Source organism: Nostoc sp. T09 (assembly GCF_002154695.1).
In the GTDB taxonomy this organism is placed as follows: Bacteria; Cyanobacteriota; Cyanobacteriia; order Cyanobacteriales; family Nostocaceae; genus Aulosira.
The window spans coordinates 1-25,587 of record NZ_MTAV01000199.1; the positions used below are offsets into that span (position 1 = coordinate 1).

Consider the following 25,587-nt stretch of genomic DNA (forward strand, 5'->3'; position numbering starts at 1 on the left):
TGCTTGCGCTGTTTCAGGTATTTAACGTTTAATAAACCTCCTTAACCCGAACTGACGTTATTTATTAAAATTATTTGCACGCAAAGACGCTAAGAATAACTTTGCGTCTTTGCGCGAAATTATCCTACAGCCTTTTCAACAACAACTTCTGGTAACAAACGCTTTACACCTTGCTTAACAAAACCTTGCAGAGAAGCCATCTGCTGATTTTGTTGAAACACATTTTGTAAAGTTTGCCGCAACTTTTCCAAATTTAAGGCATTTCCAGAATCTATAGCTATTTCCTGCTGTTGGAAATACTCTACTAAACTTAACCCAGCTACTCTGGTGAGATAAGCTGCACTTACTCCCTGTACCACGCCACCAGCAACAAAGGTGACGGCGTTACTTTTGAGAACGGTACTAACAGCTTTTGTAGAAAGTTCTACTAAACCCAGTTTCAGCATTAAACTTCCCATTGTTCCAGCTAGGGTTTGCGCCTGTTCCAAGGAAAATTTCTGCTGATAGATATTACCTAAATCCATTACCATTTGGGCATTTATAGCCGCAGTTGCTAAAACATCAAGTGCTGGGACTGGGTTAGCAAAGGCCGCCGCCGCCGCAATCCACTGATACTGTTCTATAGCTGGGGTAGCGCGATCGCGTCTGATGTCATTTAACCAGTTTTTCGCCTCAGCTTTCAGCAACTTAGCTTTTCTGATCGTTGTTGCCCACACTAACTTCTGTGATTGCTGGGCTAAAATTTCACTCAGTTGCTGTTTCAAAGGCTGGATATCTGGTGCTGGTTGTTCCAACCATTCTTGTACAGTACCGTCAGCCTCGTGTTTCCGTACTTTGATGGGAATGGGAGACGCGGATGTTGCAACTAAATTTTCCTGCATCCGTTGTTTCAATGACAGCAAGATGCTAGCGCGTTCATCAGGTAAATACTGGTCTTGTTTGTTGAAAACCAGTATATTAGGCTGATTCGCGGCTTTTAGCTGCTGTAAAGTTTGAAATTCTGAATCTGTCAAATCCCCGTTGGTGAGGAACAAGACGAAATCAGATTTTTGTACTTCTACCAAAACATCTATATCTAACTTGTCACCAGCTTTGATAAATAAAGGCGCTGTCTCGTGGAAGCTGATTTTTTGCTGTACTTCTTCCTGCCAGCTAGACTTTAAAACTTCAATCAAAGTGGTTTTACCTACTGATTTGCCACCAGTAACAGCTAGTTTAATTTCTTGCCTATCTATTTCTAAAAGTAATTGGGTAACTTGTTCTCGTAAATTCCCTAGGGCTGTATGATTTTCTGCTTCTTGTGCCAGTTGGTTAATTACAGCTTCAGCTTTGGCGATCGCACTTTCCACATCTGCCCGCTCTACAAGCATAGTATCTGGCTGCTTTAGACTAGCTTTCGAGCGTTTTTTCTGGAATAACCACAATCCACCACCTACTGCCAAGGCACTCAATAAACCAAACTCACTGACTTGCACTATGGATTCGTGCCAACTGTCTAACATCCACAGAGAAAAGGATAGCCCCAATCCTCCCACTAAAATTGGTCGTTGCAACTTCACAACCATTACTCTCCGCGCTTTTTTGACGGCTTCTACTCCAGAATAAAACAAATCCCTGCAACCTTTACAGATTGCAGGGATTTGTTTTAACTTCTAGTTGGTGGCGGGAAGTGGATTTGAACCACTGACCTTCGGGTTATGAGCCCGACGAGCTACCAGGCTGCTCTATCCCGCGTCGCTTCTTCACTTTTACAGTATAACAGCAAAGTCCAAAATTTTGCAACTACAAAAGCGATAATTCTCCAATTACTTCTAAACGCTTGTATTTTCCCAAAATCATAAACTTTTCAGCTAGGCTTTCTGCCACGCTGGGAGTAATCCAGCCCATCTGCTGAAGTAAGTGAATAGCAACTGCGTATTTTGCTCGCTTTGCCCCATCTATGACTTTAATTGCCAAACCCATGCCTTCCCCAAGTCTGCCAATGCACTGCACCCCTTCTGCACCAGCTTTACTAACTAATTCCCCTGGGGTTAAGCGCATCAGTTCCGTATCAAATTCCCCATCTCCAGCTACCATTGTGGGGTGATGAGTCATAGCACGGACAATGCGTTCCATATCCAAAGTCTTACCAGAGGCTAGCAAAGCATATAGAGAAGCCATCTGACCAATTTGCATCAGATAAGTTGGTGCGCCACAGTCGTCATGAACGCCGATAAATTCTTCAGATGGCATTCGCAGCAACTCTGCTACCTTGCTGAGAATTAACTGTTGCACTGGGTGTTTGCGTTCTAAGTAGTTAGTCAAAGGCCAGTGGCGTTGCTGACAAACGGCTAACATTCCTGCATGTTTACCAGAGCAATTGTATTCTAGAGGACTCCGTTTCCCTTCAGGAATTGGGCATTGGAGCGTGCTTGGATCAAGATCAGCCCGCCACAGGATATTAAATACCTGTCTTACCTGCTCTATGCTGGCTTTATGGGAACTAGTAATGATTGCTAAATCCCGATCGCTGAGGTCGTAACGTTCTAGCGTACCTGTGGATGTGACTGCGAGAGCCTGAAATGGTTTAAGTGCTGAACGGACAAATGCAGCAGTTTCAGCATTACCGGCAACGGATAAAACCCGCCCCCGTTCGTCGCAGACAACAGCTTGGACTATATGCCTCGATTCAATAATGCCTTCCCGTAGCAACCTGACTTCCAAGGCTGCGGCTTGAGTTCGTTTTCCCATTGTCATGGGTTAAAATCTATCACTTTTTTACTATTTTTTTATTATTTGTTTGTCATTAGTTATTTGTCCTTTGTCATTTGTCTAAGACTGATGACCAATGACGAATGACCAATGACCAATGAATATTTACAACAAATGCCAAACTATACTACCAGCAAGAAACAATCCTGCCAAGCCAGCAAAGGTCAGTTGCAAGCGCCGGAGAATAGGTTTGATTTCATATGTGGCAATTAAGCGATCGCGGTTTAGGACTTCCTCTGGTTTTGTCCAAGTTTGACCGTCATACCAACCAGACTCTTCATAAAATACTGTTGGGCTGAACAGGCGATCGCTCACATAGAACCAGCCCAAGTACAATCGTACTAGTAGAAGTACTACTCCAATACTCGCGCTTGCTGCGCCACAAAGAATAAATTGGGCAATGTGCTTATGTGGTGGAAAACTGGCTGCTGCTACTGGACCAGCCACCACCCACGATAAGCTCCAAATCCACAGCATTTTCGTGATATGCTCGCGCCAAGTTAGAGCACAATCACGAAATAGCCAAGATGTTTTTAATTCTTCGTACTCATTGAGTGGTTGTTGTTCAGTCGGAACTGGGCAATTGAAAACCGAGGATTTGATCATTTTGGCTTACCCTCACGGTCATCGGATGTTGGAAGTTCTAGACGTTCTGCATGAGACCAGAACGCTTCTAAATTATAAAACTCCCGCTCCTTGGGCATCATGATGTGGACAATCACTTCGCCGTAGTCTTGTAACACCCAACTACCTTCTGCTTTACCTGCTGTCCGCAAGGGATGTCGTTGCAGTTCAGTTCCTACTTTTTCTTCAATTGCTTCTGCGATCGCCCTTACTTGTACCCTAGAATAGCCAGTCATCATCACAAAGTAATCTGCTAGGTAAGATACATCTGCCACTCTGAGCAATAAAATCTCTCCTGCTTTGCGGTCTGATGCTGCCTCGGCAACAGTTATCGCTAATTTTCTACTCGCTTCTTCGGTGTGGGGTTGTGGGCTTGTGGCCGCACTCTTTTTCATCGATACAGATTGTATTGGGAAATCTCCTTGGAAATAATCAGACATTAAACCTCAGGTGCTTTATGCCTTTCGTTACATTTTTTCACAATTCCTAACAACCAATTAAGTTGTAGCTGTTTAAACTGTTTTTTTGCATACTAACAAAAAAAACGTCTGTTTGGATTTGGAACTCAGCAATCAAGCAGACCCAGCTAAATTAGCTCATTGGGTTAGAAACTTTGATAACAGCCAAGCAGAGTAGTAAAAGTATATGGGCTAAATGTCTTGCTTGACTCCTGCTTAGACCAAAGATGGTTTGTTGCTAATCAAGCTTACTCTGCAAGCAAAAACTAATTATCGGTGGATATGGTACGCAAATCAATCAAGTAACAAGTTTCTAGCAGCAACTATTAGCTATGAATAATTACAAATTTACAATACATCTTAAGAAATATTTTCCAGTGAACCCAAAGCTGTATATTTTATCATCCAAAGGTATTATTTTTATTATTAAAATGCTGTCTGAGAATTAGGTTTGATATTTGAAAAAAGTCCTTACACTTAAAGCTTAAGGTAGGTGGCCAATGCCCAACGCCACTTACTACCCTGCGGGAAGTTGCCCTTTGGCGTCTACATGCTGGGGAACCCTTTCGGCAGTTCCTTCAAGTTGGCAAAGCCCTTCGGGTGACGCTCCTGCGTCGCTACCGCTGCGCTAACGCAACCGACGGAAAGCGGAGCTACAGCGTTGGACGGGTTCCCCGGCTTGAAGCAAGTGGCATCCAAGACTGCGGCTGCCTCGCCGTGTCTCCCGTTCTCCGCTTCCCCGCAACTTTTTGAGGCTAAGAATTATGCAACTTAAAGGCGCATTAGCTTACTAGTTTTATATTTAGGTCTTATCTGCAAATAAATACAAAGCATAGCTAACTCATACCTGGCCTATCTTGGGTATAGTTAATAGTAAGTTATAGTAATTTATTCAAATTGCTTGCTAAAACTTATACATAGGGAAATAGCCCTGCCTGCTAATGCTTAGACAGGAACTGAGACTCGCAATGCTATATTAAACTTCCTGTTTCGAGATAGTTGCGGATTTAATTACTTGAGCATCCTCCGTTAAGGAGTAACACAAGTTTTCGTACTGATTTAAAGCTTGCTCAAATGCATATTGTTCAACAGCATATTGGCGACTTTTATAACCTAGATTTTTGACTTTTTCCGGATTTTGGTACAAGTCTAGAATCGCATTTGCTAAAGTCTGGGGATCTTCGGGAGGAACAACAAATCCGCCACCACTTTGTCTAATAGCTCCTGCTGCCGTACCATTGTCAGGAACAGATGCAATCAATGCTCGCCCACTGGCAAGTAGTACTTGTATTTTTGAGGGCATATTGAAGGATACAACATTTTTCTTTTGCACAACTAAACCAACATCCGCAGCTGCTAACATCTGTGGCAAATGTTCTCGGGGTTGAAATGGTAGCAACAAAACATTATCTGCACCGTAATTAAGACACTCCTGTTGCAATCTCTGCAAACCTTTAGCCTCACCAGCGATCGCAAAAACAATGTCTGGAATATGGCGTAACATAGCAGCAGCTTTAATGACTGTTTCTAACCCTTGCGTTAAAGCAATATTTCCTGAGTATAAAACTACAAATTTATCTTTGAGATTGTGTATTTCACGAAATTGGTTATCTTCTTTAGGCAAAGGGCGAATAAAATTCACATCAACCCAGTTAGGAATTTGCACAATTTTGTGAGATGGTACACCTTTTCTTAGCAAATTCTCTACAAATCCATCAGCAATAACACTAATTGTAGTAGCACTTTGATAAGCAAACTTCTCTAATTTAGTAAAGAGCTTGATGAGAAATTTATTTTTCAATAACCCTACATGAATAGCTGCTTCCGGTAAAATATCTTGAAGGTTTAAAATCACAGGACAGTTACGCAACCATCCTAAAAGGGCAGCCGGGACGCAAACAGGTAGAGATGGTGATGTTGAAATAATCACATCTGGTCGCCAGCCTATGATTGCAGGCAAAAAACTGGTGACTACGAAACTAGCATCTAACAATATCCGATCAAGCAGGTTTGGTTGTGGGCGAATCCAAACATAACTGCGTTGAATTTGAACTCCATTTTTGTATTCGGTGAGATATAGCTTGCCCCGATAGCTTTGGTAAATTTGACGTTCAGGATAGTTCGGCATAGCCGTGACTACACGCACCTGATGTCCTCGCTTAACCAGTCCCTCTGCTAATTCCGTCATCAGCGGGGCAATACCAATTGGCTCTGGATAGTAGTTGTAGGAGTAAATCAAAATCTGCATAACAAATTAGTCAGATTATCTGGCTTTTATTCAAAAACAATATTTTTCCCAAGTTTTTTGACGTTCTGAAGCACCCTTAATTAATTCTCACTGTAGACTCTTTTTATGTCAGTAACTTTTCATTAAAGATTGAGTAAAACTTGACTATGTATGCGTAGATGATACTTAATTTGGTTTTTACTAAGAGATTCATTTCTGTTTACTCTACAGAGTAATATCACTTAAGTATAATCTCTCTTATTCTTGGTTAAGAATACTTTAAATAAGAATCAAATTAACTTTATAGAAAGTTCCAAAAAGTATACTGGCTAGGAACTTTTAGTTATAGTACGCTCAAAATTGCAGCTGGCGGATAAGAGGTAAGTATATAGCAATTATACGCCTAAGATCATGCAAAATACTACATAATATACACTGTATATATTAGGTGAATATATGTTGAAAACTTAGATGCACTATTAAAATTTTATTAAGGCAAATTTTTTATAATAGCTTGCTAAATTGAAGAACATCCTAAAAGAGTGAGTTGAAAGTTTAAATGCTAGAAAACTCACTAATAATTCTAGATCTCAGTAATATAAACTTAACTGTGTAGAACTCTATAGCTATTTATTTGAATATTGTCAAATTGTATAGACTATCAATATACCGTCTAGAAAGTGAATAAATATAAATTTCTCGTGCTGAATTGTTAATGATTTACTTAGCTAATCTCCATTAAGGCGCAGATTTTATTAGATTAATTTTTTAATAGATTGACCACATATAGTACTTACAGCTTGCAAAAACTTCCTGAGGGCTGGCATGATATTTTCTTGCTGCCATACTACAGAAGTTTCTACTAATGGTGTTTGTTCGTCTAACAAGCAATAAACCACCCCGCCCCTTTGAAGATTTTGCAAAGAGGATGGTACGATCGCAATTCCCATTCCCGCTGATACCAACCCAATAATTGTCTGCATCTGGTTAGCTTGTTGAGTGACATTAGGGCTGAAATTTGCTCGCAGGCAAACACTGAGAATTTGGTCATAAAGTCCTAGCCCCAAATGGCGCGGGAACATGATAAAAAACTCATCAGCTAGCGATCGCACTGCTACTGATTCTTGTTGAGCTAGGGGATGAGTCTCCAGCAAAGCCACAATTAAGGCTTCTTGCTGAATGCACTCTTGAGAGAGAGATTTGTCTTCTAAAGGTGGATGAGCAGCGTTAATACTATAGCTATATCTATAAAAATAGCGTTATAATCAAAATTAATTAAACTGAATTTAGCTATTAATTTTCTAAGAAGTAGACAGTTTTTTAGAGAATTTGCGATAAAAACTTGCGGGTTCGTTCTTCTTGGGGTTGATTGAAAAAAGAGTTTGGCGTCCCTGACTCAACGAGAGAACCGCTATCCATCAGAATTACTCTGTCAGCAACTTCACGGGCAAATCCCACCTCATGGGTCACAACTACCATTGTCATACCATCGCGGGCAAGACCTCGCATGACATCCAAAACTTCTCTAACCATCTCCGGATCTAAAGCTGAGGTGGGTTCATCAAAAAGCATAATTTTAGGTTGCATCGCTAAAGCACGAGCGATCGCCACCCGTTGTTGCTGTCCTCCAGATAACTGTCCCGGATATTTGTGTGCTTGTTCTAAAATTCCTACTCTTTCTAACAATTGCATTGCTGATTCTTTAGCTTTATCCTTCTTCCATCGACGCACCCAAATTGGTGCCAAAGTAATATTTTGCAGTACTGTGAGATGGGGAAATAAATTAAACTGTTGAAATACCATACCCACTTCTTTGCGAATTGCGTCAATATTTCGCAAATCATTGCTCAGGGTAATACCGTCTATAACAATTCTGCCTTTTTGATATTCTTCTAAAGCATTAAATGTACGGATGAAGGTTGATTTTCCCGAACCAGAGGGACCCATCAATACCACTACTTCGCCACGATTTACTGTCAGGCTCACACCTTGGAGAGCGTGGAATTTACCATACCATTTATGAACATCCTCAGCAACAATTATCGGAGTTTGTTCTGACATGAGATTTCACCTTTTCAACTTTTGTTGTTTGTGCTTCTGTCTGAGGCTAATTCATACTTTTATGATCGAGTTTTAAATTTTAATTACTTAACTGTCTTTCTAACCGCCGCGAAGCCAAGGACATTGAATAACAAAATAGCCAGTAAATCAATCCAATAAATAAATAAACTTCTGCATAACGTCCAATAAATTGCGGTTGGGCCAAAATAGAACGAGCAATTCCGGTAAGTTCGACTAATCCTACCAAAGATAGAAGTGATGTATCTTTAAATAAGCCAATAAACTGGCCTACAATTGCCGGAACTACAGCCCGTAAAGCTTGTGGTAGGACAATTAATATAACAACGAATAGAGAATTAAATCCTAGCGCTTTAGCAGCTTCAATTTGTCCACGTGAAATAGCCTGGAGTCCGCCACGTACATTTTCTGCCATGTAAGCAGCACTAAATAAAACAAGTCCTGTAATTGCTCGCACTACCCGATCTAAACGTACCTCAACTGGTAAAAATAATGGCAGCATGACCTGTGCAAGGAACAAAATTCCAATCAGGGGAAGTCCTCTGATGATTTCAATGTAGAGGATACAAAACCAACGTATTATTGGTAAGTTGCTAGTGCGCCCTAAAGCTAGTAAAACTCCAATTGGAAAGGACATAACAATACTAACTGCTGCCATCAACAGTGTAAGTAGCAAACCATTCCACAAATTTGTAGATACAGGTTGTAAGCCAAAACCACCGCCAATTAACCATAGAATTACAGGGAAAGATAAAAGCCATACTATAGAAAGCCAGGGAGAAATTACTTTAGAGAATCCTCTACCAATCCAAAATCCTACAGATAAAAAAACAGCAACTAAAAGTAACCAGAGACGGGATAGAAAATTTAATGGTAAAACAACTAACAGAAGCCCAATAATTAAAGTAGGCAGAACAACTGCACGCTTTGTTAAATGTTGTCTGCTAGAAAATGCACCCCAAGTTACAGCAGCTAAACTAGAAGCGATCGCCAGCACAATCCAAACTCTCCAATATAAGGATTGGGGAAATCTTCCTACTAAGAATAAACGTAAGTTAACTTGAATTACTGCCCATTGTGCTTGGGTAGTTGTCCAAATTAAAATTCCTCTGGCTACCCATAACAGAAATACTAAGCAGACAATAGTAAGCAAGCTGTTGTACCAAGTACTGAACAGATTTTTGCGCAGCCACAATAATTGAGGATTGGTCATTGGTCATTTGTTATTTGTTACTCTTGTTTTATATTTATCTCTCTTGAATCTGCACCATTCGATTTAACAAATTCATTACTACAGAGATTGTCAAACTGAGTGTGAGATAAGTGAGCATAATGAGTAACATAACCTCTACTGCTCTCCCTGTTTGGTTAAAAGTTGTGGAAGAGACAAAATAAATATCGGGATAGCCAATGGCGATCGCTAAACTGGAATTTTTCATCAGATTGAGATATTGACTCGTCAGAGGCGGAATGATTACCCGCAATGCTTGGGGAAATATCACGAGACGCATTACTAAACTAGGTTTTAAGCCTAGCGATCGCGCTGCTTCCCATTGTCCTTTTGGTACTGATTGAATTCCGCCTCGGACAATTTCAGCAATAAATGCACCTGTATAAAAAGTTAAACCCAACAATAAAGCTGAAAATTCTGGAGATAATGTAAACCAAGGAAGTTCTGCACCATTTTGGCTCAGGTAAATCAACCCCCAAAGTGAAATTTTATTTTCTGTCTTGGGAAATCCGAGGAAAACCGCAAAGTACCAAAACAGCAATTGCAGCAGTAAAGGTGTATTACGGAAAATTTCCACGTAAACTAGGGCAATATTCCGTACTAGCCAGTTATCAGAGAGCCGAGCAATTCCTGCACTTACTCCTACAATTGTTGTGAGGAGAATTCCCGCAATTGCTACTCGCAATGAATTAATTAGTCCTACCCACAAGGCGCGGCTGTAGGTATCAGTTGGTTTGTAGGTAATTAGAGTTTCACCAATATCGAAAGATGCTTGTTGTTTAAGAAAATCAAAGCCGAACTGAATACCTAGTTGCTGTAGATTGCGATTAAGATTGCTCCATAGTATTGTGACTAGAACTGCTGCTAAAAATACAGCTATCAATTGTCCTGCAATACGCCAAAAACGGCGATCGCGCCACAACAATTTTAGATTAGTCATTAGTCATTTGTGCTTTCTTACAAAGTTCTGCTCGCCAGAAGCCGGCGCTCCGACGCCAGTTGCTTTCCGACGCAAGGCGACAGGAACGCACTGGCTCGACTTTGCGCTTTGTCATTTGTCAAGGGTCAAAAGTCAACAGTCAAGAGTCATTTCTCCGCGACCCTGCGTCTGTTTATCTTCCTTATCTCTCATCAGCGGAACGGTGGAGAATAGAGTAATCCGCCTTTTGACCAAAGTTGATTTTGACCGCGCGCTAGATTGAGTTTTGTCTTTGCTCCAAGATTGCGATCGTAAACCTCGCTATAGTTACCGACGTGCTTGACTATTCTGGCTGCAAAGTCGTTAGTTAAACCAAGGCTCTCACCAAGGTTGCCTTCTGTTCCTAAAAATCGTTTAATATCTGGGTCATTACTAGTAGCGAATTGTGCCACATTTTGGGAATTAATGCCTAACTCTTCGGCTTTTACGAGAGAATACACTACCCACTTGACAGCATCAGCCCACTTAGTATCTCCTTTGGCGACTGCTGGCGCTAGTGGTTCTGAAGAAATGACTTCATCAAGAATCACGTTATCTTCTGGTTTGGGTAGAATTGAGCGCCGAGAAACTAATGCTGAACGATCAGCTGTAATACCGTCGCAACGTCCCTCAGCATAAGTAGCAAAGGTAATGTTAACGTCCTCAAAAACAACAGGTTTGTAAGTAATACCCCGTTTCCGCATTTGGTCTGCCAAGTTCTGCTCGGTAGTAGTACCAGTTTGAACGCAAATGGCCTTGCCTTTAAGATCTGCTAGGGCTTTGATATTACTATTTTTGCGAACCATAATTGCTTGACCGTCATAAAAAACAACAGGCGCAAATTCTAAGCCAACAGAGGTTGTGCGGCTAAGCGTCCATGTAGTGTTACGGCTGAGAATATCTACTTCCCCAGTTTGCAAAGCTGTAAATCGTTCTTTGGAATTGAGATTGCGATACTCTACTGCATCTGGGTTGTCAAATAAAGCTGCTGCTATGGCCCGACAGATATCAACGTCGATTCCACTGTATTTACCGTCAGTCCCGACAAAGCTAAATCCTGGCACTTCACCACTGACACCGCAAATTAGCTGACCACGGTTTTTTACTGTATCCCAACGATTTTTAATTACTTGTGTTGCTGAAGTGCTGGATGTGTTAGCGGTATTTCCGGACTCTCCACTACAAGCAGTAATGGCAAATATGAGGGGCGCGATCGCTAAAATTAACGCTGATTTCCGCATAAATCTTATGGACTTTCACCAGGTAAATATGTGTTTCCTACTACAATTTCTCTGTGAAATTAGGTAGATGATTGTAATATAAAACTTTTTGGGCATCTGTGTTGAAGTTGTTTTTCTAAAAGTAGGATTTGAAGATTTTACTTGTTTTTCAAACTGCTTCAAATATATCAATGTGTAGCTTTAAAACCCTTATTTGAAAAACAAATATTGGTTGCTTTGTAATTGCTATAATTTTCTTAAATTTAATTTTTGAAATAACTTACACCAAATAAATATTTATCATTATCAATATAATTTATAATTAAATTGTTAGCAAATATTGATATGTGCATCGTTAAAACTTCATATTTTTTCTAAAATTTAATATGAACTATTGCGAATTTTTAACTAAATTCAAGAAATCTAATTAAATCTAAAATCAAATTATTGCAGTGCTATGAAACCCAGCCTGACAGCTAAAAAGATGGTTTTTTTGTAGATATCCCAACCACAGTTTTCTCACTCTAAGAAATTTTGAATTCCACGCAACGTTACTGGCTTGGCTAATAAACGAGAGCTTGATCGCATACTTGAATGAAAGCAAAAGTAATTGCACTAACCTAAGCATCTGCCACTAGCAGGTTAAACTAGGTTGGGTAACAGCTGCTCCACCGTTCCTTATGAGGCTTTTATGGGAGCTAATCTGAAACAGATTGCTAAATACTTAGACAACCTTGGTTGGGAATATCGTTTTGATGACGAAGAAGAACGTATTATCACAGGTGTGGAAGCTGATAACCTAGAAGACTTCCTGATAGTTGTTCAATTGGATGAGGAGGGAAAATTTTTCCGCGTATTTGCTCCTCAGGTTCTGGCAGGAGTTCAAGAGCATCCTCATAAGGGAGCTATCCTACAGACAATGCTGGCTATTTCTTGGGAAACCAAAATGCTGCAATGGGAGTATGACCCATCTGATGGTGAAATCCGTGCCATTATCGAGTTTCCCTTAGAAGACTCGATTCTCACAGAAAAACAATTTAATCGTTGTTTAAGCGGGTTAATTCAGATTGTTGACAACATAGCGATGCCACGCTTGAAAGAGGTAATGGAAACAGGTCTAGATCCAGGGAATATAGAACTTGGGGAAAGGCTGTTACTGAGTATTCAAGAAGAGGCTCCTGGATTACTAGAAATCCTAGAAAAGGCAATGGAAGCCAGGAAAAAGCGGGGAAGTTTTCCCAACGAGTGAGGCGGATTATCACTGAAATAGCTATACTCCAAAGTGATACCCTCACTATATACTGAATTTTTCTAGGGCTGGATTTTATGACATCCTATGCAACCTCCTCTGCCAAAGCGGAAATGAGTGAACTTCGGCGGTTGAAAGGCTTACTACCGCCAGAATTGCAGAGCTGGGTCACGGTTGAAGGCACAACTGAGGTCAATCCACCCCTGATCCGCAGCGAAGAAATTGGTAAAGACCAGGTAGAAATTCAAATTGACCTGGTGAAATGGGATAGCCTCGCAATGGATCAGCGTAATCTGCTGTTTTGGCACGAAGTCGCCCGCATTCAAAATGACACAATTCCCAAAGATGGTTGGGAAATGGCAGCACTGGCTATCGGTTTAGGTGGTGCTGTCGGTGAGTTGTGGGTACAGGATGGATTGTTACTAGTTTTAGCATTAGCACTTTGTGGCGTTTCCGGCTGGCGACTATATCAAAAAAATAACGGAGAAAAGCAACTAAAAGAATTGGTTGATGCGGACGATAAAGCGATCGCTCTTGCAACTCGCTTTGGTTATAGCCTCCCTAACGCCTACAAGAGTTTGGGTAGCGCCTTAAAAACCTTGATTGATAACACTCCCAGCAAGCGTCAGCGGTCTAGATATGAAGCACGGCTCTCTGCCCTCAAACGCAGTGCCAATAAAGCAAAAGCTAAATCTAAAACTGTAGATGAAGGTGGATTCTAACAGTGCTGAGGAGCTAGTCGTGCGGTGAAGAAGCAGCGCGGTCTTGGGGAGCCACTCCGTTGGGCAGTGAGTCTAGCGCTGCGGGAGGGTTCCCCTCATGAGCGACTACTCAAAGGGTGTCCCGACTTGAGCGTAGACGCCTGTGGGGCCGCTTCTCGTAGAGTACTGCCGTTGCTGTGTAACGAGTACCGAGTCAATTACACTCAGCACTCGCTACTGTTTAAAGCTGGTTTAACATTTTATGAGTTTGAGGCACAACACGGACATACTTCACAAACTGCTTCATTAAAGCTTGCCACTTCAAAACCTGTTCTGGAGAAGGGGCAAGTATAGGTATTGCCGTTAATTTTTCAGATACAGCCAAAGGTGTGACAGGTTGTAAAAACACTGGAATATCGGGACTAACGGCTGCCACCAACAAAGCTGAACGTTCCAATTCAGCTGGGTCTGTTTTTTGCGAAACAATTATCTTGACAAAAACATTTAAATGTGAATCATGACATAATTTCAGGCATTGTGCGTGTTCTTGCCAATAGCTTTCACCGCTGACACTAGGTAGCTTGAGATCCATACCTACCGAGTCTAGGTAGGGCAGAATTATAGCCAATTGTTCTGGGCGATGACCTCCCGTCTCCAAATATATGGGTAAATTGGTAAGCGATCGCACTTGTGGTAGAAATAGCGCCAAAAATGGGGCATGAAGAAGCGGTTCGCCCCCAGTTAAGCTAATGCTATCGTGTAGAGAAGGTAAATTTTGCCGTTCAACCCATTCTAATAGCCTAGTTATTGGGATAGGATTGGAGTGCACTTCAAAATCCCGGACTCCTGGGGTTCGCTCTATCCTACAGGTAGAGGGTGCATTCCAAGTATGGGCGCTATCGCAAAAGTGGCAACGTAAGTCACAAAAAGCAAAGCGAATAAAAATTTGACGTGTCCCCACATTCAGTCCTTCCCCTTGAATAGCAGAAAAGACCTCTATCAGGCGTGCAGTAGTTTTAACCGTAGTTTTAGCAGTCATGGGATGATATCAACGCGATCGCGCCGCGTCTTCACGAAAGCAAGTAAGTTTTTTAGCCTCTTGTTCTATTGTGAATCGTCACTGGCAATCTACCATCTCTCCCAATTAACTAACAATTAGTCCTGATTCCTCCTAATTGTAGATGAGGATAGGTAATTACATGAGGACAAATAATGTTTGGCAGCTTACATTTACACGGCAACTAAAGTGCAGAGCTTCATGACTAGCCAACCGCAAGAGGTCGTTCCAGTTACTTCTTTAAATGAAACAGCAATAGTGCAGGTTCCGGCTCGGTTAAGCGTGCTTGAGGCCGTAGGCTTTAAGCAAACTTGCCAAGAGTTAATCCAGGCAAATGCACATCTCAAGCAAATAATCATTGACTTTCACCAAACTACTTTTATGGATAGCAGTGGTTTAGGTGCTCTGGTCAGTAATTTTAAAACTGCCAAGGAAAAACAAGTATTATTTATACTACGTAATGTCAATCCTCCAGTAATGGCAGTCCTAAACCTCACAGGATTGGATCAAGTTTTTTCAATTGAATCATTGGGTATTGTACCGCAAAAAGAACAACACGATCCCCAAGATGCTCAGGTCTTTTCTTCTCGTAAGGTTGAGCAGCTACCTACTACTCATCCTTCTGTGGCATCTTGGATGAAACGGTTGCTTGATATTGTTGGGGCAGTAATAGGTTTGGTAATTACAGGCATTTTACTAATTCCCATTGCGGTTGCGATTCAAATCGATGATCCCGGCCCGATTTTCTTTAGCCAAACCCGCTGTGGTTGGATGGGGAAGCGTTTTGAAATTTGGAAATTTCGCTCCATGTGTGTGGATGCAGAGGCTAAAAAATCTCAAGTGCAAAACCAAGTACAAGGTGCTTTCTTCAAAAATGAGAGCGATTTTAGAGTGACGCGGGTAGGGCGCTTTTTACGGCGAACTAGTCTAGATGAATTGCCGCAATTTTGGAATGTTCTTCAAGGAGATATGAGCTTAGTTGGTACAAGGCCACCTACGCCTGATGAAGTAGAACGCTATGAAGTACCTGAATGGCAACGCTTGGATGTTAAACCTGGTATGACTGGCGAATGGCAAGTAAATGGAAGGTCGAAAGTACGCAGTTTTGAAGATGTAATTCGCTTAGATTTGCAGTATCAAAAAAATTGGAGTTTACTGTACGATTTCAAGCTAATTTTCAAAACGATAGCCATTCTATTTCATAAAAATAGTGGTGCAGTTTAGCCGATTACTTTGATTTTTAATTGGTCACTAAGTCGTAAATTTCAAAATTAATTGATGTGTGCGCCTCAGCAGCATTTACGCTGGGGCGCACAATTTCTTTAGTAACTTATGTGATGTATAACATTCAGTGGCAAACTCTGATAATTAAACTGTCGAGAATTATAGTTACTAGAAATTTATGACAGGGTGGAGAGGAGAATATTGACAAATACCACCCGATTGCCATTTTTAAATAAACCTACCCAGCGAACTTTTCCGACGAATGCCAATTACAGACGGACGAGGGACACCTGTAGATTGACCTTTACCACCGTCAGCTGGGGAAATATTACTGGGCCAGCTACTACCACGAGGTACAGTGCGATTTTGTTTGAATGTCGTGCCATTCAAATCTAATAATTCGATACTGCGGCTCAGCATTGTACCATCGTTAATTGGGCAATCTTCACCAGGATGCTGCACTGAAATAATTAGTGTATCCCCCACAAAAGTAGGCCCAGTCATTTCACAACGCACTGGCCCGTGAGCAAACGGTATTACCTGTCCCGCATTAGTACCACTGGTGGGGATAAAGAACAGCCAGTTATTGCCAAAAACTCCCGTCAAATCGGAAACGTTACCACTAGCTGTGTGACTGATAGTAGTTTGCTTACCAACAGCACCAGTATTAAAACCGTTATGGGTGTTGGTAGACATATCTGTTACACCCCAAACATTAGCGCGATCGTCGAAAACTAAGTTATCTACATTGGCAAAACCAGCCCCAGACACCGAATCGGCTTCTCCACCTTGGGCTAATCTCTGCCAGCGGAAGGTAAGGCCTGTACCATCGGCACTATCTTCAATAATCTTGTATAATCCCCCTGACTGCTGCGTGGCATTAGCAGTATTGTTTAACTTGGCAACGTGGAAAATTCGCGAATCAGGATAACCATCGCTTCCTGGCGCACCATCGGTATAAGCAATGAAAACCTCTTGAGTACGCGGATGGATTTCGATATCTTCTGGACGGGCGGTGGGAGTTCCCCCGATTAAGTTTGCGGCTAAAAAGGCATCAGACAGAACCGCACCTTGGGTAGTGTAAAAGTTAGATAATTTTTTATTCTGATAAGCAGGTAGTATTTTCGCTTCGTTAGTGCGATCGCATTTGAAAATACCACCATCTTCAGTTTGTCCGGCTATACCTTTACGCTTTGGTAAGGGTAAATGACCTTCTTTTTGCACTTTTCCTAAAGCCGCAAATTCCACGGAAGACAGTACAGTTGGTGCAATCGGATTAGTAGCAGTAGTTAAAACTAAAGGTATCCATTGACCTGTACCATCTGGGTTGTAACGGGCAACATATAAAGTCCCTTCTTCCCACAATCGGCTATTACTTTTACTGCTTGGCGAGGAAACTTTACCTGCGCTGACAAATTTCCAGGTATGTCCTCCGCGTCTGTCATCACCCATGTAGGCGACTAACTTCTTTCCGGCTGCAACCCTCATGGCGACGTTTTCATGGTGGTAACGACCTAAGCAAGTGTGTTTACGGGGACGGAATTTCGGGTTAGTGGGGTCAATTTCCACAATCCAGCCATATTTTTCCCCAACCAAACCAAAAGTTTTGCCAGTACTGCCATCGGTGTAACCTATTTGAGTACCATCACTTTTAACTGCTTCTGTGACACCAACTTGATTTTGAAAGTTTTCTTCAGCAGATAAAATAGTTCCCCAAGGTGTTGTACCACCAGAACAGTTGTAGGCAGTACCAATGATTTTGTTACCTAATCCATCGGTACTCAGATTAAAAACTTGAGTTGCAGCCGGTCCAGTAGCAATTAAATAGTTTTGGTTGCCTTTTTGATAGCTGAGATTTCCCCAAGAAGTGACAGTTTGATAGCCGTCAGTTCTTTGGCTATTAATTCCCAATCCTGAAAGACCATGAATGCGGCGATTTTTAGCGTCTTTAACAACCGCAAAACGCTTGCTAGTTTTATTGCGAGAAATCCGAATAATAGAACCGCCCAGATTATATAAAAATTCCCCTTCAACTTGAATATTTTTACTAGTAGGTAAAGCCCAGCCAATCACAGGTTCAAAGGCGGTAGGTAGTCCAGCTAAATCATCAGCAGCCTCTATTACGACCGCAGAAATAGGGTAGCTCACATATTCGTGATTTACCCATAAATAACCTTCATCTTTATTCTTACTTAGGGGAATGAAAGCGGTGTAATCACAGTTGTAGCCTACATATTCTTCTTGATTAGAAAACACGCGATCGCCCCAACTCACAATTACATAACGTTCATATTCTGGGGGCACTACCACGTCATCAACGACTTTATAGCTAGTTAAATTTACATCCTCAGATACATTCAATTCCTTTCCCTTTCCTATTCCCGTTGGTAAAAAATTCTTGTGTTGTTGATAAATTGGTAGAGGGTGGGGTAACCGGACTGGTGTAAAGTTAAGTGGTTTTATTTTCTTTTCTGCAATACTAGAAGCAGTACTGAAGTTTTTCGCTCCCCATAAAGCAGCACTTACACTACCAGCAAAAAATATTAAAATTTGTCTACGACTCAATTTAGACATCCAACTTTCCTCTGCAATTACAGAAAAAATTTAGTGATAGGTAAATATTTTCAGAATCAGTCATGATTATTGAATCGCTGATTAATGGTATTGCTCAGTAATTCATTAATCAGCAACAAACCTACATATAAATAATTAACAATAGGTTATATTTTAATTAAAAAAAGTTTTGGCAATTTCAAGTTAGGTAATTAAAAATACACATTGTTTAATAGAAGATATCTAAAACATCGCCTACTTTCTAGGTAATTTGGTATCATTTACAAATTTGCGGTTTACGTGACCAGGAACAGGGCTAGCGTCACAGTTGTCCTATTCTGGAGATGGGTAATAGTGTTGTGGGTGAGACTGTGTTTTTCAGCGTTGTTATACCGACTTACAATCGCCAACCAATTTTAGAAAAGTGCCTCCGAGCCTTAGAATTGCAAGATTTGGCAAATTCAACTGCGATTACAGGTTATGAAGTCGTTTTGGTAGATGATGGCTCTACTGATGGGACTTTAGAGTGGTTGGCAGCACATAAAGACGAGTTTCCCCATGTGCGATGGTTTGAACAAGACCATAACGGTCCAGCCGCGGCTCGGAATTTGGGGGTAGAACAAGCACTAGGAGACACAATTATTTTTATTGATAGTGATTTAGTAGTGCTGTCAAATTTTTTGCAGGCTCATGCTGATGCGCTGGTGCAGGGACAGAAAAGATTGGCGAGCGATCGCTTCTTTACTTATGGTGCAGTCATTAATACTTGTAATTTTGATAATCCTACCTCTGAACCTTATAAAGTAACAGATTTTTCAGCAGCTTTTTTTGCTACAGGCAATGTGGCAATTCCCAAACATTGGCTAAAGAAAGCTGGACTTTTTGATACTGGCTTTCAACTTTATGGCTGGGAAGATTTAGAACTTGGTGTAAGACTCAAAAATTTAGGTTTACAACTGATTAAATGTCCGGAAGCTGTAGGCTATCATTGGCATCCAGCATTTAAATTAGAACAAATTCCTAACTTGATTGACAAAGAAATTCAACGCGGACGTATGGGAGTTTTGTTTTATCAAAAACATCCCACTTGGGAAGTGCGGATGATGATTCAAATGACTTGGTTACATCGCTTGCTTTGGGGCATACTATCCCTAAATGGCGCACTTAATGAACGGACAATGGCACCGTTTTTGCAATGGTTAATTAATCTAGGTAAACCTCAATTAGCTTTGGAAGTTGCCCGGATTTTTCTTAATTGGTATAACGTCAAGGGTGTTTATGAAGCCTACGCCCAAATGCAGCATTCATAAAAGTTAGATAATTGGGCATTTGTCAACGCTGCCCATACCCCTGAGTCTAAATGTGCTACCCTAGTATGGTTCATTAATAATCTCGCACATCCAGGAATTCGGGTGTTTCCTCGTTGGGAAATACGCCTGGGTGGAGGTTTAACCCGAATCGGAGTAAAAAATATATGCCAGTCGTTTCATTGGCTCAAATGATGGAGTCAGGGGTTCACTTTGGGCATCAGACCCGGCGTTGGAACCCAAAAATGTCTCCTTACATTTATACTTCCCGCAATGGTGTACACATCATCGACTTGGTGCAAACTGCCCAGTTGATGGAAGATGCGTATAGTTATATGCGTACACAAGCTGAACAAGGGAAAAAATTTCTGTTTGTCGGCACCAAGCGCCAAGCAGCAGGTATTATTGCCCAAGAAGCCAGTCGCTGTGGTTCCCACTATATTAACCAGCGTTGGTTGGGTGGAATGCTGACCAACTGGGCAACTATCAAAACTAGGGTAGACCGCCTGAAAGATTTGGAACGCCGGGAAGAAACCGGAGCCTTGGACTTGTTGCCGAAAAAAGAAGCCTCAATGTTACGCCGTGAAATGGCGAAGCTTCAGAAATATTTGGGCGGCATTAAAACCATGCGGAAAGTGCCCGATGTTGTGGTGATTGTAGACCAACGGCGGGAGTATAACGCAGTTCAAGAATGCCAAAAACTGGCAATTCCGATTGTATCGATGTTGGATACAAATTGTGACCCCGATGTAGTAGATATTCCCATCCCGGCAAATGACGATGCCATCAGATCAATTAAGCTGATCGTCGGCAAATTGGCAGACGCGATTTATGAAGGTCGTCATGGTCAGCTGGATGCAGAAGAAGATTATGAAGATTACGAGGGTGGTGAGGACGATTACGATTATGAAGAAACTGAGCTAACTGGCTCATATGCTTCTGGCGACGAAGACGACGAAGAATAGGCTAAAGCATGAAGGATGAAATTTTATCCTTCATACTTTACACTTCATACTTTTCATCGCTCTGAGTAAGATAGAAATACTCAACACCCGTGAGCGATTACAACTCGAGGTCAAGTAGGAATTGAGGCAACATGGCGGAAATATCTGCAAAACAAGTCCAAGAGCTACGCCAAAAAACCAATGCTGGCATGATGGACTGCAAAAAAGCACTACAAGAAAATGATGGCGACCTTGAAAAAGCCATAGATTGGTTGCGGCAAAAGGGCATCGCTAAAGGAGGTACAAAAGGCGATCGCATTGCAGCAGAAGGTCTAGTAGATACCTACATTCAACCTGGCTCTCAGGTGGGTGTACTTATAGAAGTTAACTGCCAAACTGATTTTGTTGCCCGTAACGATGCTTTTAAGGCTCTAGTTAAGAATCTGGCAAAGCAAGCAGTAACAGCTGATAGTGTTGAGTCTTTGTTAACTCAACCCTATATTGAAGACCAAAGCTTGACCGTAGAAGATTTCATCAAGCAAGTCATTACTACCTTGGGTGAAAATATCAAGGTACGCCGCTTTGTCAATTTTTCACTAGCAGAAGGCAAATCAGGTATAGTAGACAGCTATATTCACACTGGCGGTCGAGTTGGTGTTTTGGTTGAGATAGACTCCGAAACTGATGCTGTAGTTGGCAATGAAGAGTTCCAAGGTTTAGCACGGAACGCCGCTATGCAAGTAGCTGCTTGCCCAAATGTCGAGTATGTCAGTGTAGACGAAATCCCCACCGAAGTTGCTGCTAGAGAAACAGAAGTTGAAATGGGGCGGGATGATTTAGCTAGCAAACCCCAGAACATCAAAGAAAAGATTGTTCAGGGACGGATTGAAAAACGCCTGAAAGAATTTGCTTTGCTAGATCAACCTTTCATTAGAGATCAGAGCATTTCTGTGGAAGATTTAGTGAAGCAAGTCAAGTCTAAGCTAGGTCAAGACATCAAAATCAAACGCTTTGTGCGCTATGTCTTAGGTGAAGGCATTGAAAAGCAAGAAAGCAACTTTGCTGAGGAAGTCGCTGCACAAATGGGCACTAAGTAATTTTGTCATTTGTCATTGGTCATTTGTGATTAGAACTAAGAACAAATGATTAAAGACAGATGACTTATTAAAATACAGGCCAGGCAAACTATGCTGGCCTGTATTTTATTAGTCTTGATTAGAGATAATTAAGAGCCTCTAGTTAAGATAGATATTTAAAATTTGTGCTAAGTCAAGTTCCTTTGCAGGCGATAAAGCTGAGAAACTGGCTTTTAGACTGCTATTTGCAGGAGATTTGCTATACTTACCGCAAAATTGCAAATCCTAGGAATGTTTATTTTAAAATAGATACGTACATTTGTACCATTATTGGGTTTAGATGGACTATAAAGAAAAGATATGGCTAGAGCAATCGAGCGAATTGATCGAGATATTGCACTGCTGAAAGAAGCGATAAAAGCGATCGCGGCAGAACTTCAAACTGCTTATGCTAGTTATTTAAGCATGTTAGGGCAAGCCGTTCGCCAGCAGTTGATTCTGGCAACGTATCACCTATGTACCCAAGGTTATTCCGAAAATTTCCTGAGTTTGTCATTGAATCAGCGGCAACAATTGCAACAAGCCATCCGGAAGTTGGGACAACAAGCAGCTGAGCAGTTGCTGACTTTTATCAATAATGAAGAACATCAGGATGAGGTAGCAGAGGTAGCTGGAGAAGATGCAAGTGATGAGGTAGCGGAGGTAGCTGGAGAAGATGCGAGTAATGAGGGAGATGTAGGTGATGGGGAAGATGTGGATGATGACAAAAATCCACAATCTAAAATCCGTTTTGAAAAGTTTGCTATGGAGGGAAATCGTGCTGGCAAACTTCCCCTAATTATAAAATTTACTGACCCTGCTAACCCGATGGAACTAGCAGCTTGGCAACAGAGCTTAGAAAAGTTAATCCAATATACTCTCAAAAAAGTCTCCCATGATGCCAATGTTTTGCTTCAAAAAATTAGTATTTTACCCAAAAAGTTACCAGAACCAATTTTAGAAGTAGCTGCGGCTGCATCAGAAGCATCTGCCGAAGTCATGCCAGGACCACCTAACTTATTAAACTTGGTAATTGAAATTGAAAATGAGCAGGATGCCCAGCAATCTGGACTAACAAGGCTGATAGCGATTAACCTACGGCTGAGCGAAATTGAATTTGCTGATTCTAAACTCTCCTCTGGGCGCAAACAAATTCGCAGTATCTTAGTTCAGTTAAATAAATTAGGGCAGGAGTATCAAAAAAAGCAGCGCGAACGCTCAATTGCTGAAGCTGAAGCAGCATGGCGTGCTATTTGGATTGATGATTAAATAGTCATTTGTCCTTTGTCCTTTGTCATTTGTGAATAACCAATGGCTAATGACTAATGACCAATGACTAATGACTAATAACTAATGACTAATAACTAATGACCAATGACTAATGACCAATGACAAACCAGATTGGATAAGATTGCAAAAAGCCTTGGCAATAGAAGCAGAACAAGGCTTTACAGACTTGATGGGTAGACAATACCGCTTTAGTGAATTTCTCAGCTTGACTTTAGGGAAATTTCCTACAGCTTTGCCCTCAAGTGAGCGCCGTCGCTGGCAAGAGCTAGCGATACAATTTGCTAAATATCCCGATCTGGTTTTAGAAGATAGACAACATTTAGTAGCAGAAACGCGCAGGTATCTGTACCAACTACAGCAAGAAGATGGGGAACAGGAGGAGAAGAAGCACAAGGGAGTAGAGGAGCCTAGGAAAAATTATCAATCTAAAATTCAAAATCCCAAATCTCCAATTGTGGCTGAGGTTAGTCGGAGGCTGGCTCCAAAAATTGACCAAAAACTCAGCGATTTACCAGAAATCGGGATTAGAAAAGCTGACAATTTGGCGCGTCTTGGTTTGTATACCGTGCGCGACTTACTTTTTTACTATCCCCGCGACCACATTGACTATGCACGTCAGGTAAATATCCGCGAGTTGCAGGCGGGTGAGACGGTGACGATAGTCGCAACGGTAAAGCGCTGCAACTGTTTTAATAGTCCGAAAAATCAGAAACTATCAATTTTAGAACTGATACTAAAGGATAACACTGGGCAAATTAAAGTTAGTCGCTTTTCTGCTGGTACGCGCTTTACTAGTCGCGCTTGGCAAGAAAGTTTAAAACGGCGCTACCCGGTGGGTAGTGTGATTGCAGCTTGCGGGTTAGTAAAGGAAAGTAAATATGGCTTGACGCTGGATAACCCCGAATTAGAAGTGTTGGCAAATCCCGGAGATACGATTGATTCCTTGACTATCGGTCGGGTTGTGCCAATTTATGCTTTAACTGAAGGTATAGCAGCGAATATGGTGCGACAGGCGGTAATAGCTGCTTTACCTGCTGCGGCAAATCTCAAAGACCCCTTACCCAGTGGTTTGCGAGAGAAGTATGGTTTGATGGAATTGAAAGATGCGATCGCTAATATTCACTTTCCGCCAGATAGTGCCTCTCTGCAAGTTGCCCGTCGTCGCTTAGTCTTTGACGAATTTTTCTACCTGCAACTGAGTTTACTGCAACGACAGTATCAAGCAAGGCAAATTCAAACTAGCGCTATCCTCGCTCCCAAAGGTCAGCTAATAGAAAAATTCTACGAAATACTACCGTTTCAACTCACTGGCGCACAGCAAAGAGTTATTAATGATATTCTCAATGACTTACAAGAACCCACACCCATGAATCGTTTGGTACAAGGCGATGTAGGTTCTGGGAAAACTGTGGTTGCTGTGGTTGCTATTTTAGCGGCGATTCAATCTGGCTACCAAGCGGCGCTGATGGCTCCGACTGAAGTTTTAGCAGAACAGCATTACCGTAAGTTAGTTGGTTGGTTTAACTTACTGCATTTGCCAGTGGAATTACTTACAGGTTCCACAAAAACTGTAAAACGGAGACAGATTCATGCTCAGTTAGAAACGGGAGAATTACCCCTATTAGTTGGTACGCACGCCTTGATTCAAGACCCAGTAAACTTTCGGCAACTGGGGTTAGCGGTGATTGACGAACAGCATCGCTTTGGGGTGCAACAACGGGCGCGTTTGCAACAGAAAGGCGAGCAACCTCATGTATTAACGATGACAGCTACTCCCATTCCCCGGACATTGGCACTGACAATACATGGGGATATGAATGTGAGTCAAATTGATGAGTTACCACCAGGACGGCAAAAGATACAGACAACAATGCTTACAGGTCAGCAACGCAGCCATGCTTACGACCTGATGCGCCGAGAAATTGCCCAAGGGCGGCAAATATATGTGATTTTGCCTTTGGTGGAAGAATCAGAAAAGCTAGATTTGCGTTCGGCTGTAGACGAGCATCAAAAGCTACAGGAAAGTGTTTTTCCGGAGTTTCAAGTCGGGTTGCTTCATGGTCGCATGAGTTCCGCCGAAAAGGACGAAGCAATTACAAAATTCCGCGAGAACATAACCCAAATTTTGGTTTCTACCACCGTTGTGGAGGTCGGCGTTGATGTCCCTAATGCTACGGTGATGCTAATTGAACATGCAGAACGGTTTGGTTTATCACAACTGCACCAACTGCGGGGACGGGTTGGGCGTGGTGCGGCGCAGTCTTACTGTTTATTAATGAGTAGTTCTAGAAGTCCTGACGCGCAACAACGGCTCAAAGTGATGGAACAGTCCCAAGATGGCTTTTTCATCTCAGAAATGGATATGCGTTTCCGTGGCCCTGGGGAAGTGCTGGGAACTCGTCAATCTGGTGTGCCGGATTTTACACTTGCAAGTTTGCTGGAAGATGAAGAAGTTTTGCTGTTAGCGCGACAAGCAGCAGAGAAAGTTATAGAGATAGATGCAACTTTAGAGCGTTGGTATTTGATGAAGGAAGAGTTGAAGTATCGGTATGAGCGATTGATGGGTGGGGCGATTATGACTTAATATGTCTGAGTTAAT

Annotated in this window: 19 protein-coding genes, 1 tRNA gene and 1 pseudogene; 8 read left to right on the top strand and 13 right to left on the bottom strand. The window is 41.7% G+C overall.

The features are described 5' to 3' along the window. Positions 1–119: 119 nt before the first annotated feature. The 11 genes and pseudogenes from BV372_RS30675 to BV372_RS30725 all read right to left on the bottom strand — a co-directional run bounded on the left by BV372_RS30675 (position 120) and on the right by BV372_RS30725 (position 11,569). Positions 120–1,565: a YcjF family protein gene (locus BV372_RS30675; RefSeq protein WP_086690668.1), complete on the bottom strand. Its 1,446-nt coding sequence runs from the start codon at positions 1,563–1,565 to the stop codon at positions 120–122. A 92-nt stretch (positions 1,566–1,657) separates the two neighbouring features. Beyond that, positions 1,658–1,734: transfer RNA gene (locus tag BV372_RS30680), tRNA-Met, on the bottom strand. Positions 1,735–1,782: 48 nt separating this feature from the next. Next, entirely contained in the window at positions 1,783–2,736 is a 954-nt protein-coding gene (locus BV372_RS30685; protein ID WP_086690670.1) for an asparaginase, read from the bottom strand. A gap of 120 nt (positions 2,737–2,856) precedes the next feature. After that, positions 2,857–3,357: a CGLD27 family protein gene (locus tag BV372_RS30690; RefSeq protein WP_086690672.1), complete on the bottom strand. Its 501-nt coding sequence runs from the start codon at positions 3,355–3,357 to the stop codon at positions 2,857–2,859. Beyond that, the gene (gene rsfS, locus BV372_RS30695; protein ID WP_086690674.1) at positions 3,354–3,815 is read right to left on the bottom strand and encodes a ribosome silencing factor; all 462 of its coding nucleotides are present in this window, start codon (positions 3,813–3,815) and stop codon (positions 3,354–3,356) included. The genes BV372_RS30690 and rsfS overlap by 4 nt, the downstream gene beginning before the upstream one ends. A gap of 994 nt (positions 3,816–4,809) precedes the next feature. Beyond that, complete coding sequence (locus BV372_RS30700) at positions 4,810–6,081, bottom strand: glycosyltransferase family 4 protein (protein WP_086690676.1); 1,272 nt, start codon at positions 6,079–6,081, stop codon at positions 4,810–4,812. Between the two features lie 734 nt (positions 6,082–6,815). Next, a pseudogene (locus BV372_RS30705) lies at positions 6,816–7,292 on the bottom strand (LysR family substrate-binding domain-containing protein); the annotation flags it as partial. An 88-nt stretch (positions 7,293–7,380) separates the two neighbouring features. Further along, entirely contained in the window at positions 7,381–8,121 is a 741-nt protein-coding gene (locus BV372_RS30710) for an amino acid ABC transporter ATP-binding protein (protein WP_086690681.1), read from the bottom strand. Between the two features lie 79 nt (positions 8,122–8,200). Beyond that, the gene (locus tag BV372_RS30715) at positions 8,201–9,352 is read right to left on the bottom strand and encodes an amino acid ABC transporter permease (RefSeq protein ID WP_086690683.1); all 1,152 of its coding nucleotides are present in this window, start codon (positions 9,350–9,352) and stop codon (positions 8,201–8,203) included. Positions 9,353–9,386: 34 nt separating this feature from the next. Further along, positions 9,387–10,310, bottom strand: a complete 924-nt coding sequence (locus BV372_RS30720) for an amino acid ABC transporter permease (protein ID WP_086690685.1) — start codon at positions 10,308–10,310, stop codon at positions 9,387–9,389. Positions 10,311–10,501: 191 nt separating this feature from the next. Beyond that, positions 10,502–11,569: an amino acid ABC transporter substrate-binding protein gene (locus tag BV372_RS30725; protein WP_086690687.1), complete on the bottom strand. Its 1,068-nt coding sequence runs from the start codon at positions 11,567–11,569 to the stop codon at positions 10,502–10,504. Positions 11,570–12,239: 670 nt separating this feature from the next. Between BV372_RS30725 and BV372_RS30730 the strand changes: the two genes are divergently transcribed. After that, positions 12,240–12,797, top strand: a complete 558-nt coding sequence (locus BV372_RS30730; protein ID WP_086690689.1) for a hypothetical protein — start codon at positions 12,240–12,242, stop codon at positions 12,795–12,797. 77 nt (positions 12,798–12,874) lie between these two features. Further along, entirely contained in the window at positions 12,875–13,519 is a 645-nt protein-coding gene (locus BV372_RS30735) for a DUF3318 domain-containing protein (protein WP_086690691.1), read from the top strand. A gap of 220 nt (positions 13,520–13,739) precedes the next feature. Here the strand turns inward: BV372_RS30735 and BV372_RS30740 are convergent, their stop codons facing one another. Next, positions 13,740–14,537, bottom strand: a complete 798-nt coding sequence (locus BV372_RS30740; RefSeq protein ID WP_086690693.1) for a 7-carboxy-7-deazaguanine synthase QueE — start codon at positions 14,535–14,537, stop codon at positions 13,740–13,742. A gap of 219 nt (positions 14,538–14,756) precedes the next feature. Here BV372_RS30740 and BV372_RS30745 point away from each other — a divergent pair, with 219 nt between their 5' ends. Beyond that, the gene (locus BV372_RS30745; RefSeq protein WP_179198293.1) at positions 14,757–15,779 is read left to right on the top strand and encodes an anti-sigma factor antagonist; all 1,023 of its coding nucleotides are present in this window, start codon (positions 14,757–14,759) and stop codon (positions 15,777–15,779) included. A 228-nt stretch (positions 15,780–16,007) separates the two neighbouring features. On the opposite strand, the gene BV372_RS30750 is transcribed toward BV372_RS30745, so the two are convergent. After that, positions 16,008–18,353 (bottom strand): PhoX family phosphatase, encoded by a 2,346-nt coding sequence (locus tag BV372_RS30750; protein ID WP_086690695.1) that lies wholly within the window; start codon positions 18,351–18,353, stop codon positions 16,008–16,010. A gap of 323 nt (positions 18,354–18,676) precedes the next feature. On the opposite strand from BV372_RS30750, the gene BV372_RS30755 reads away from it, so the two are divergent. The 5 genes from BV372_RS30755 (at position 18,677) to recG (ending at position 25,572) form a co-directional block, all read left to right on the top strand. After that, on the top strand, positions 18,677–19,642 hold the full coding sequence (locus tag BV372_RS30755; RefSeq protein WP_086690697.1) for a glycosyltransferase family 2 protein: 966 nt from the start codon (positions 18,677–18,679) through the stop codon (positions 19,640–19,642). Between the two features lie 164 nt (positions 19,643–19,806). Next, positions 19,807–20,604, top strand: a complete 798-nt coding sequence (gene rpsB, locus BV372_RS30760; protein ID WP_086690699.1) for a 30S ribosomal protein S2 — start codon at positions 19,807–19,809, stop codon at positions 20,602–20,604. Between the two features lie 131 nt (positions 20,605–20,735). After that, positions 20,736–21,680, top strand: coding sequence for a translation elongation factor Ts (tsf, locus tag BV372_RS30765; RefSeq protein ID WP_086690700.1), 945 nt, complete (start codon positions 20,736–20,738; stop codon positions 21,678–21,680). A 339-nt stretch (positions 21,681–22,019) separates the two neighbouring features. Beyond that, on the top strand, positions 22,020–22,967 hold the full coding sequence (locus tag BV372_RS30770) for a hypothetical protein (RefSeq protein WP_086690702.1): 948 nt from the start codon (positions 22,020–22,022) through the stop codon (positions 22,965–22,967). Between the two features lie 112 nt (positions 22,968–23,079). Then, complete coding sequence (gene recG, locus BV372_RS30775; protein WP_086690704.1) at positions 23,080–25,572, top strand: ATP-dependent DNA helicase RecG; 2,493 nt, start codon at positions 23,080–23,082, stop codon at positions 25,570–25,572. The last annotated feature ends 15 nt before the right edge of the window (positions 25,573–25,587 follow it).

Coding starts and splice junctions, on each gene's coding strand:
- rpsB (WP_086690699.1), top strand. CDS start 19,807: ATGCCAGTCGTTTCATTGGCTCAAATGATGGAGTCAGGGGTTCACTTT.
- BV372_RS30740 (WP_086690693.1), bottom strand. CDS start 14,537: ATGACTGCTAAAACTACGGTTAAAACTACTGCACGCCTGATAGAGGTC.
- recG (WP_086690704.1), top strand. CDS start 23,080: ATGACCAATGACAAACCAGATTGGATAAGATTGCAAAAAGCCTTGGCA.
- BV372_RS30770 (WP_086690702.1), top strand. CDS start 22,020: ATGGCTAGAGCAATCGAGCGAATTGATCGAGATATTGCACTGCTGAAA.
- tsf (WP_086690700.1), top strand. CDS start 20,736: ATGGCGGAAATATCTGCAAAACAAGTCCAAGAGCTACGCCAAAAAACC.
- BV372_RS30755 (WP_086690697.1), top strand. CDS start 18,677: ATGGGTAATAGTGTTGTGGGTGAGACTGTGTTTTTCAGCGTTGTTATA.
- BV372_RS30675 (WP_086690668.1), bottom strand. CDS start 1,565: ATGGTTGTGAAGTTGCAACGACCAATTTTAGTGGGAGGATTGGGGCTA.
- BV372_RS30735 (WP_086690691.1), top strand. CDS start 12,875: ATGACATCCTATGCAACCTCCTCTGCCAAAGCGGAAATGAGTGAACTT.
- BV372_RS30730 (WP_086690689.1), top strand. CDS start 12,240: ATGGGAGCTAATCTGAAACAGATTGCTAAATACTTAGACAACCTTGGT.
- rsfS (WP_086690674.1), bottom strand. CDS start 3,815: ATGTCTGATTATTTCCAAGGAGATTTCCCAATACAATCTGTATCGATG.
- BV372_RS30720 (WP_086690685.1), bottom strand. CDS start 10,310: ATGACTAATCTAAAATTGTTGTGGCGCGATCGCCGTTTTTGGCGTATT.
- BV372_RS30685 (WP_086690670.1), bottom strand. CDS start 2,736: ATGACAATGGGAAAACGAACTCAAGCCGCAGCCTTGGAAGTCAGGTTG.
- BV372_RS30745 (WP_179198293.1), top strand. CDS start 14,757: ATGACTAGCCAACCGCAAGAGGTCGTTCCAGTTACTTCTTTAAATGAA.
- BV372_RS30700 (WP_086690676.1), bottom strand. CDS start 6,081: ATGCAGATTTTGATTTACTCCTACAACTACTATCCAGAGCCAATTGGT.
- BV372_RS30715 (WP_086690683.1), bottom strand. CDS start 9,352: ATGACCAATCCTCAATTATTGTGGCTGCGCAAAAATCTGTTCAGTACT.
- BV372_RS30725 (WP_086690687.1), bottom strand. CDS start 11,569: ATGCGGAAATCAGCGTTAATTTTAGCGATCGCGCCCCTCATATTTGCC.
- BV372_RS30710 (WP_086690681.1), bottom strand. CDS start 8,121: ATGTCAGAACAAACTCCGATAATTGTTGCTGAGGATGTTCATAAATGG.
- BV372_RS30750 (WP_086690695.1), bottom strand. CDS start 18,353: ATGTCTAAATTGAGTCGTAGACAAATTTTAATATTTTTTGCTGGTAGT.
- BV372_RS30690 (WP_086690672.1), bottom strand. CDS start 3,357: ATGATCAAATCCTCGGTTTTCAATTGCCCAGTTCCGACTGAACAACAA.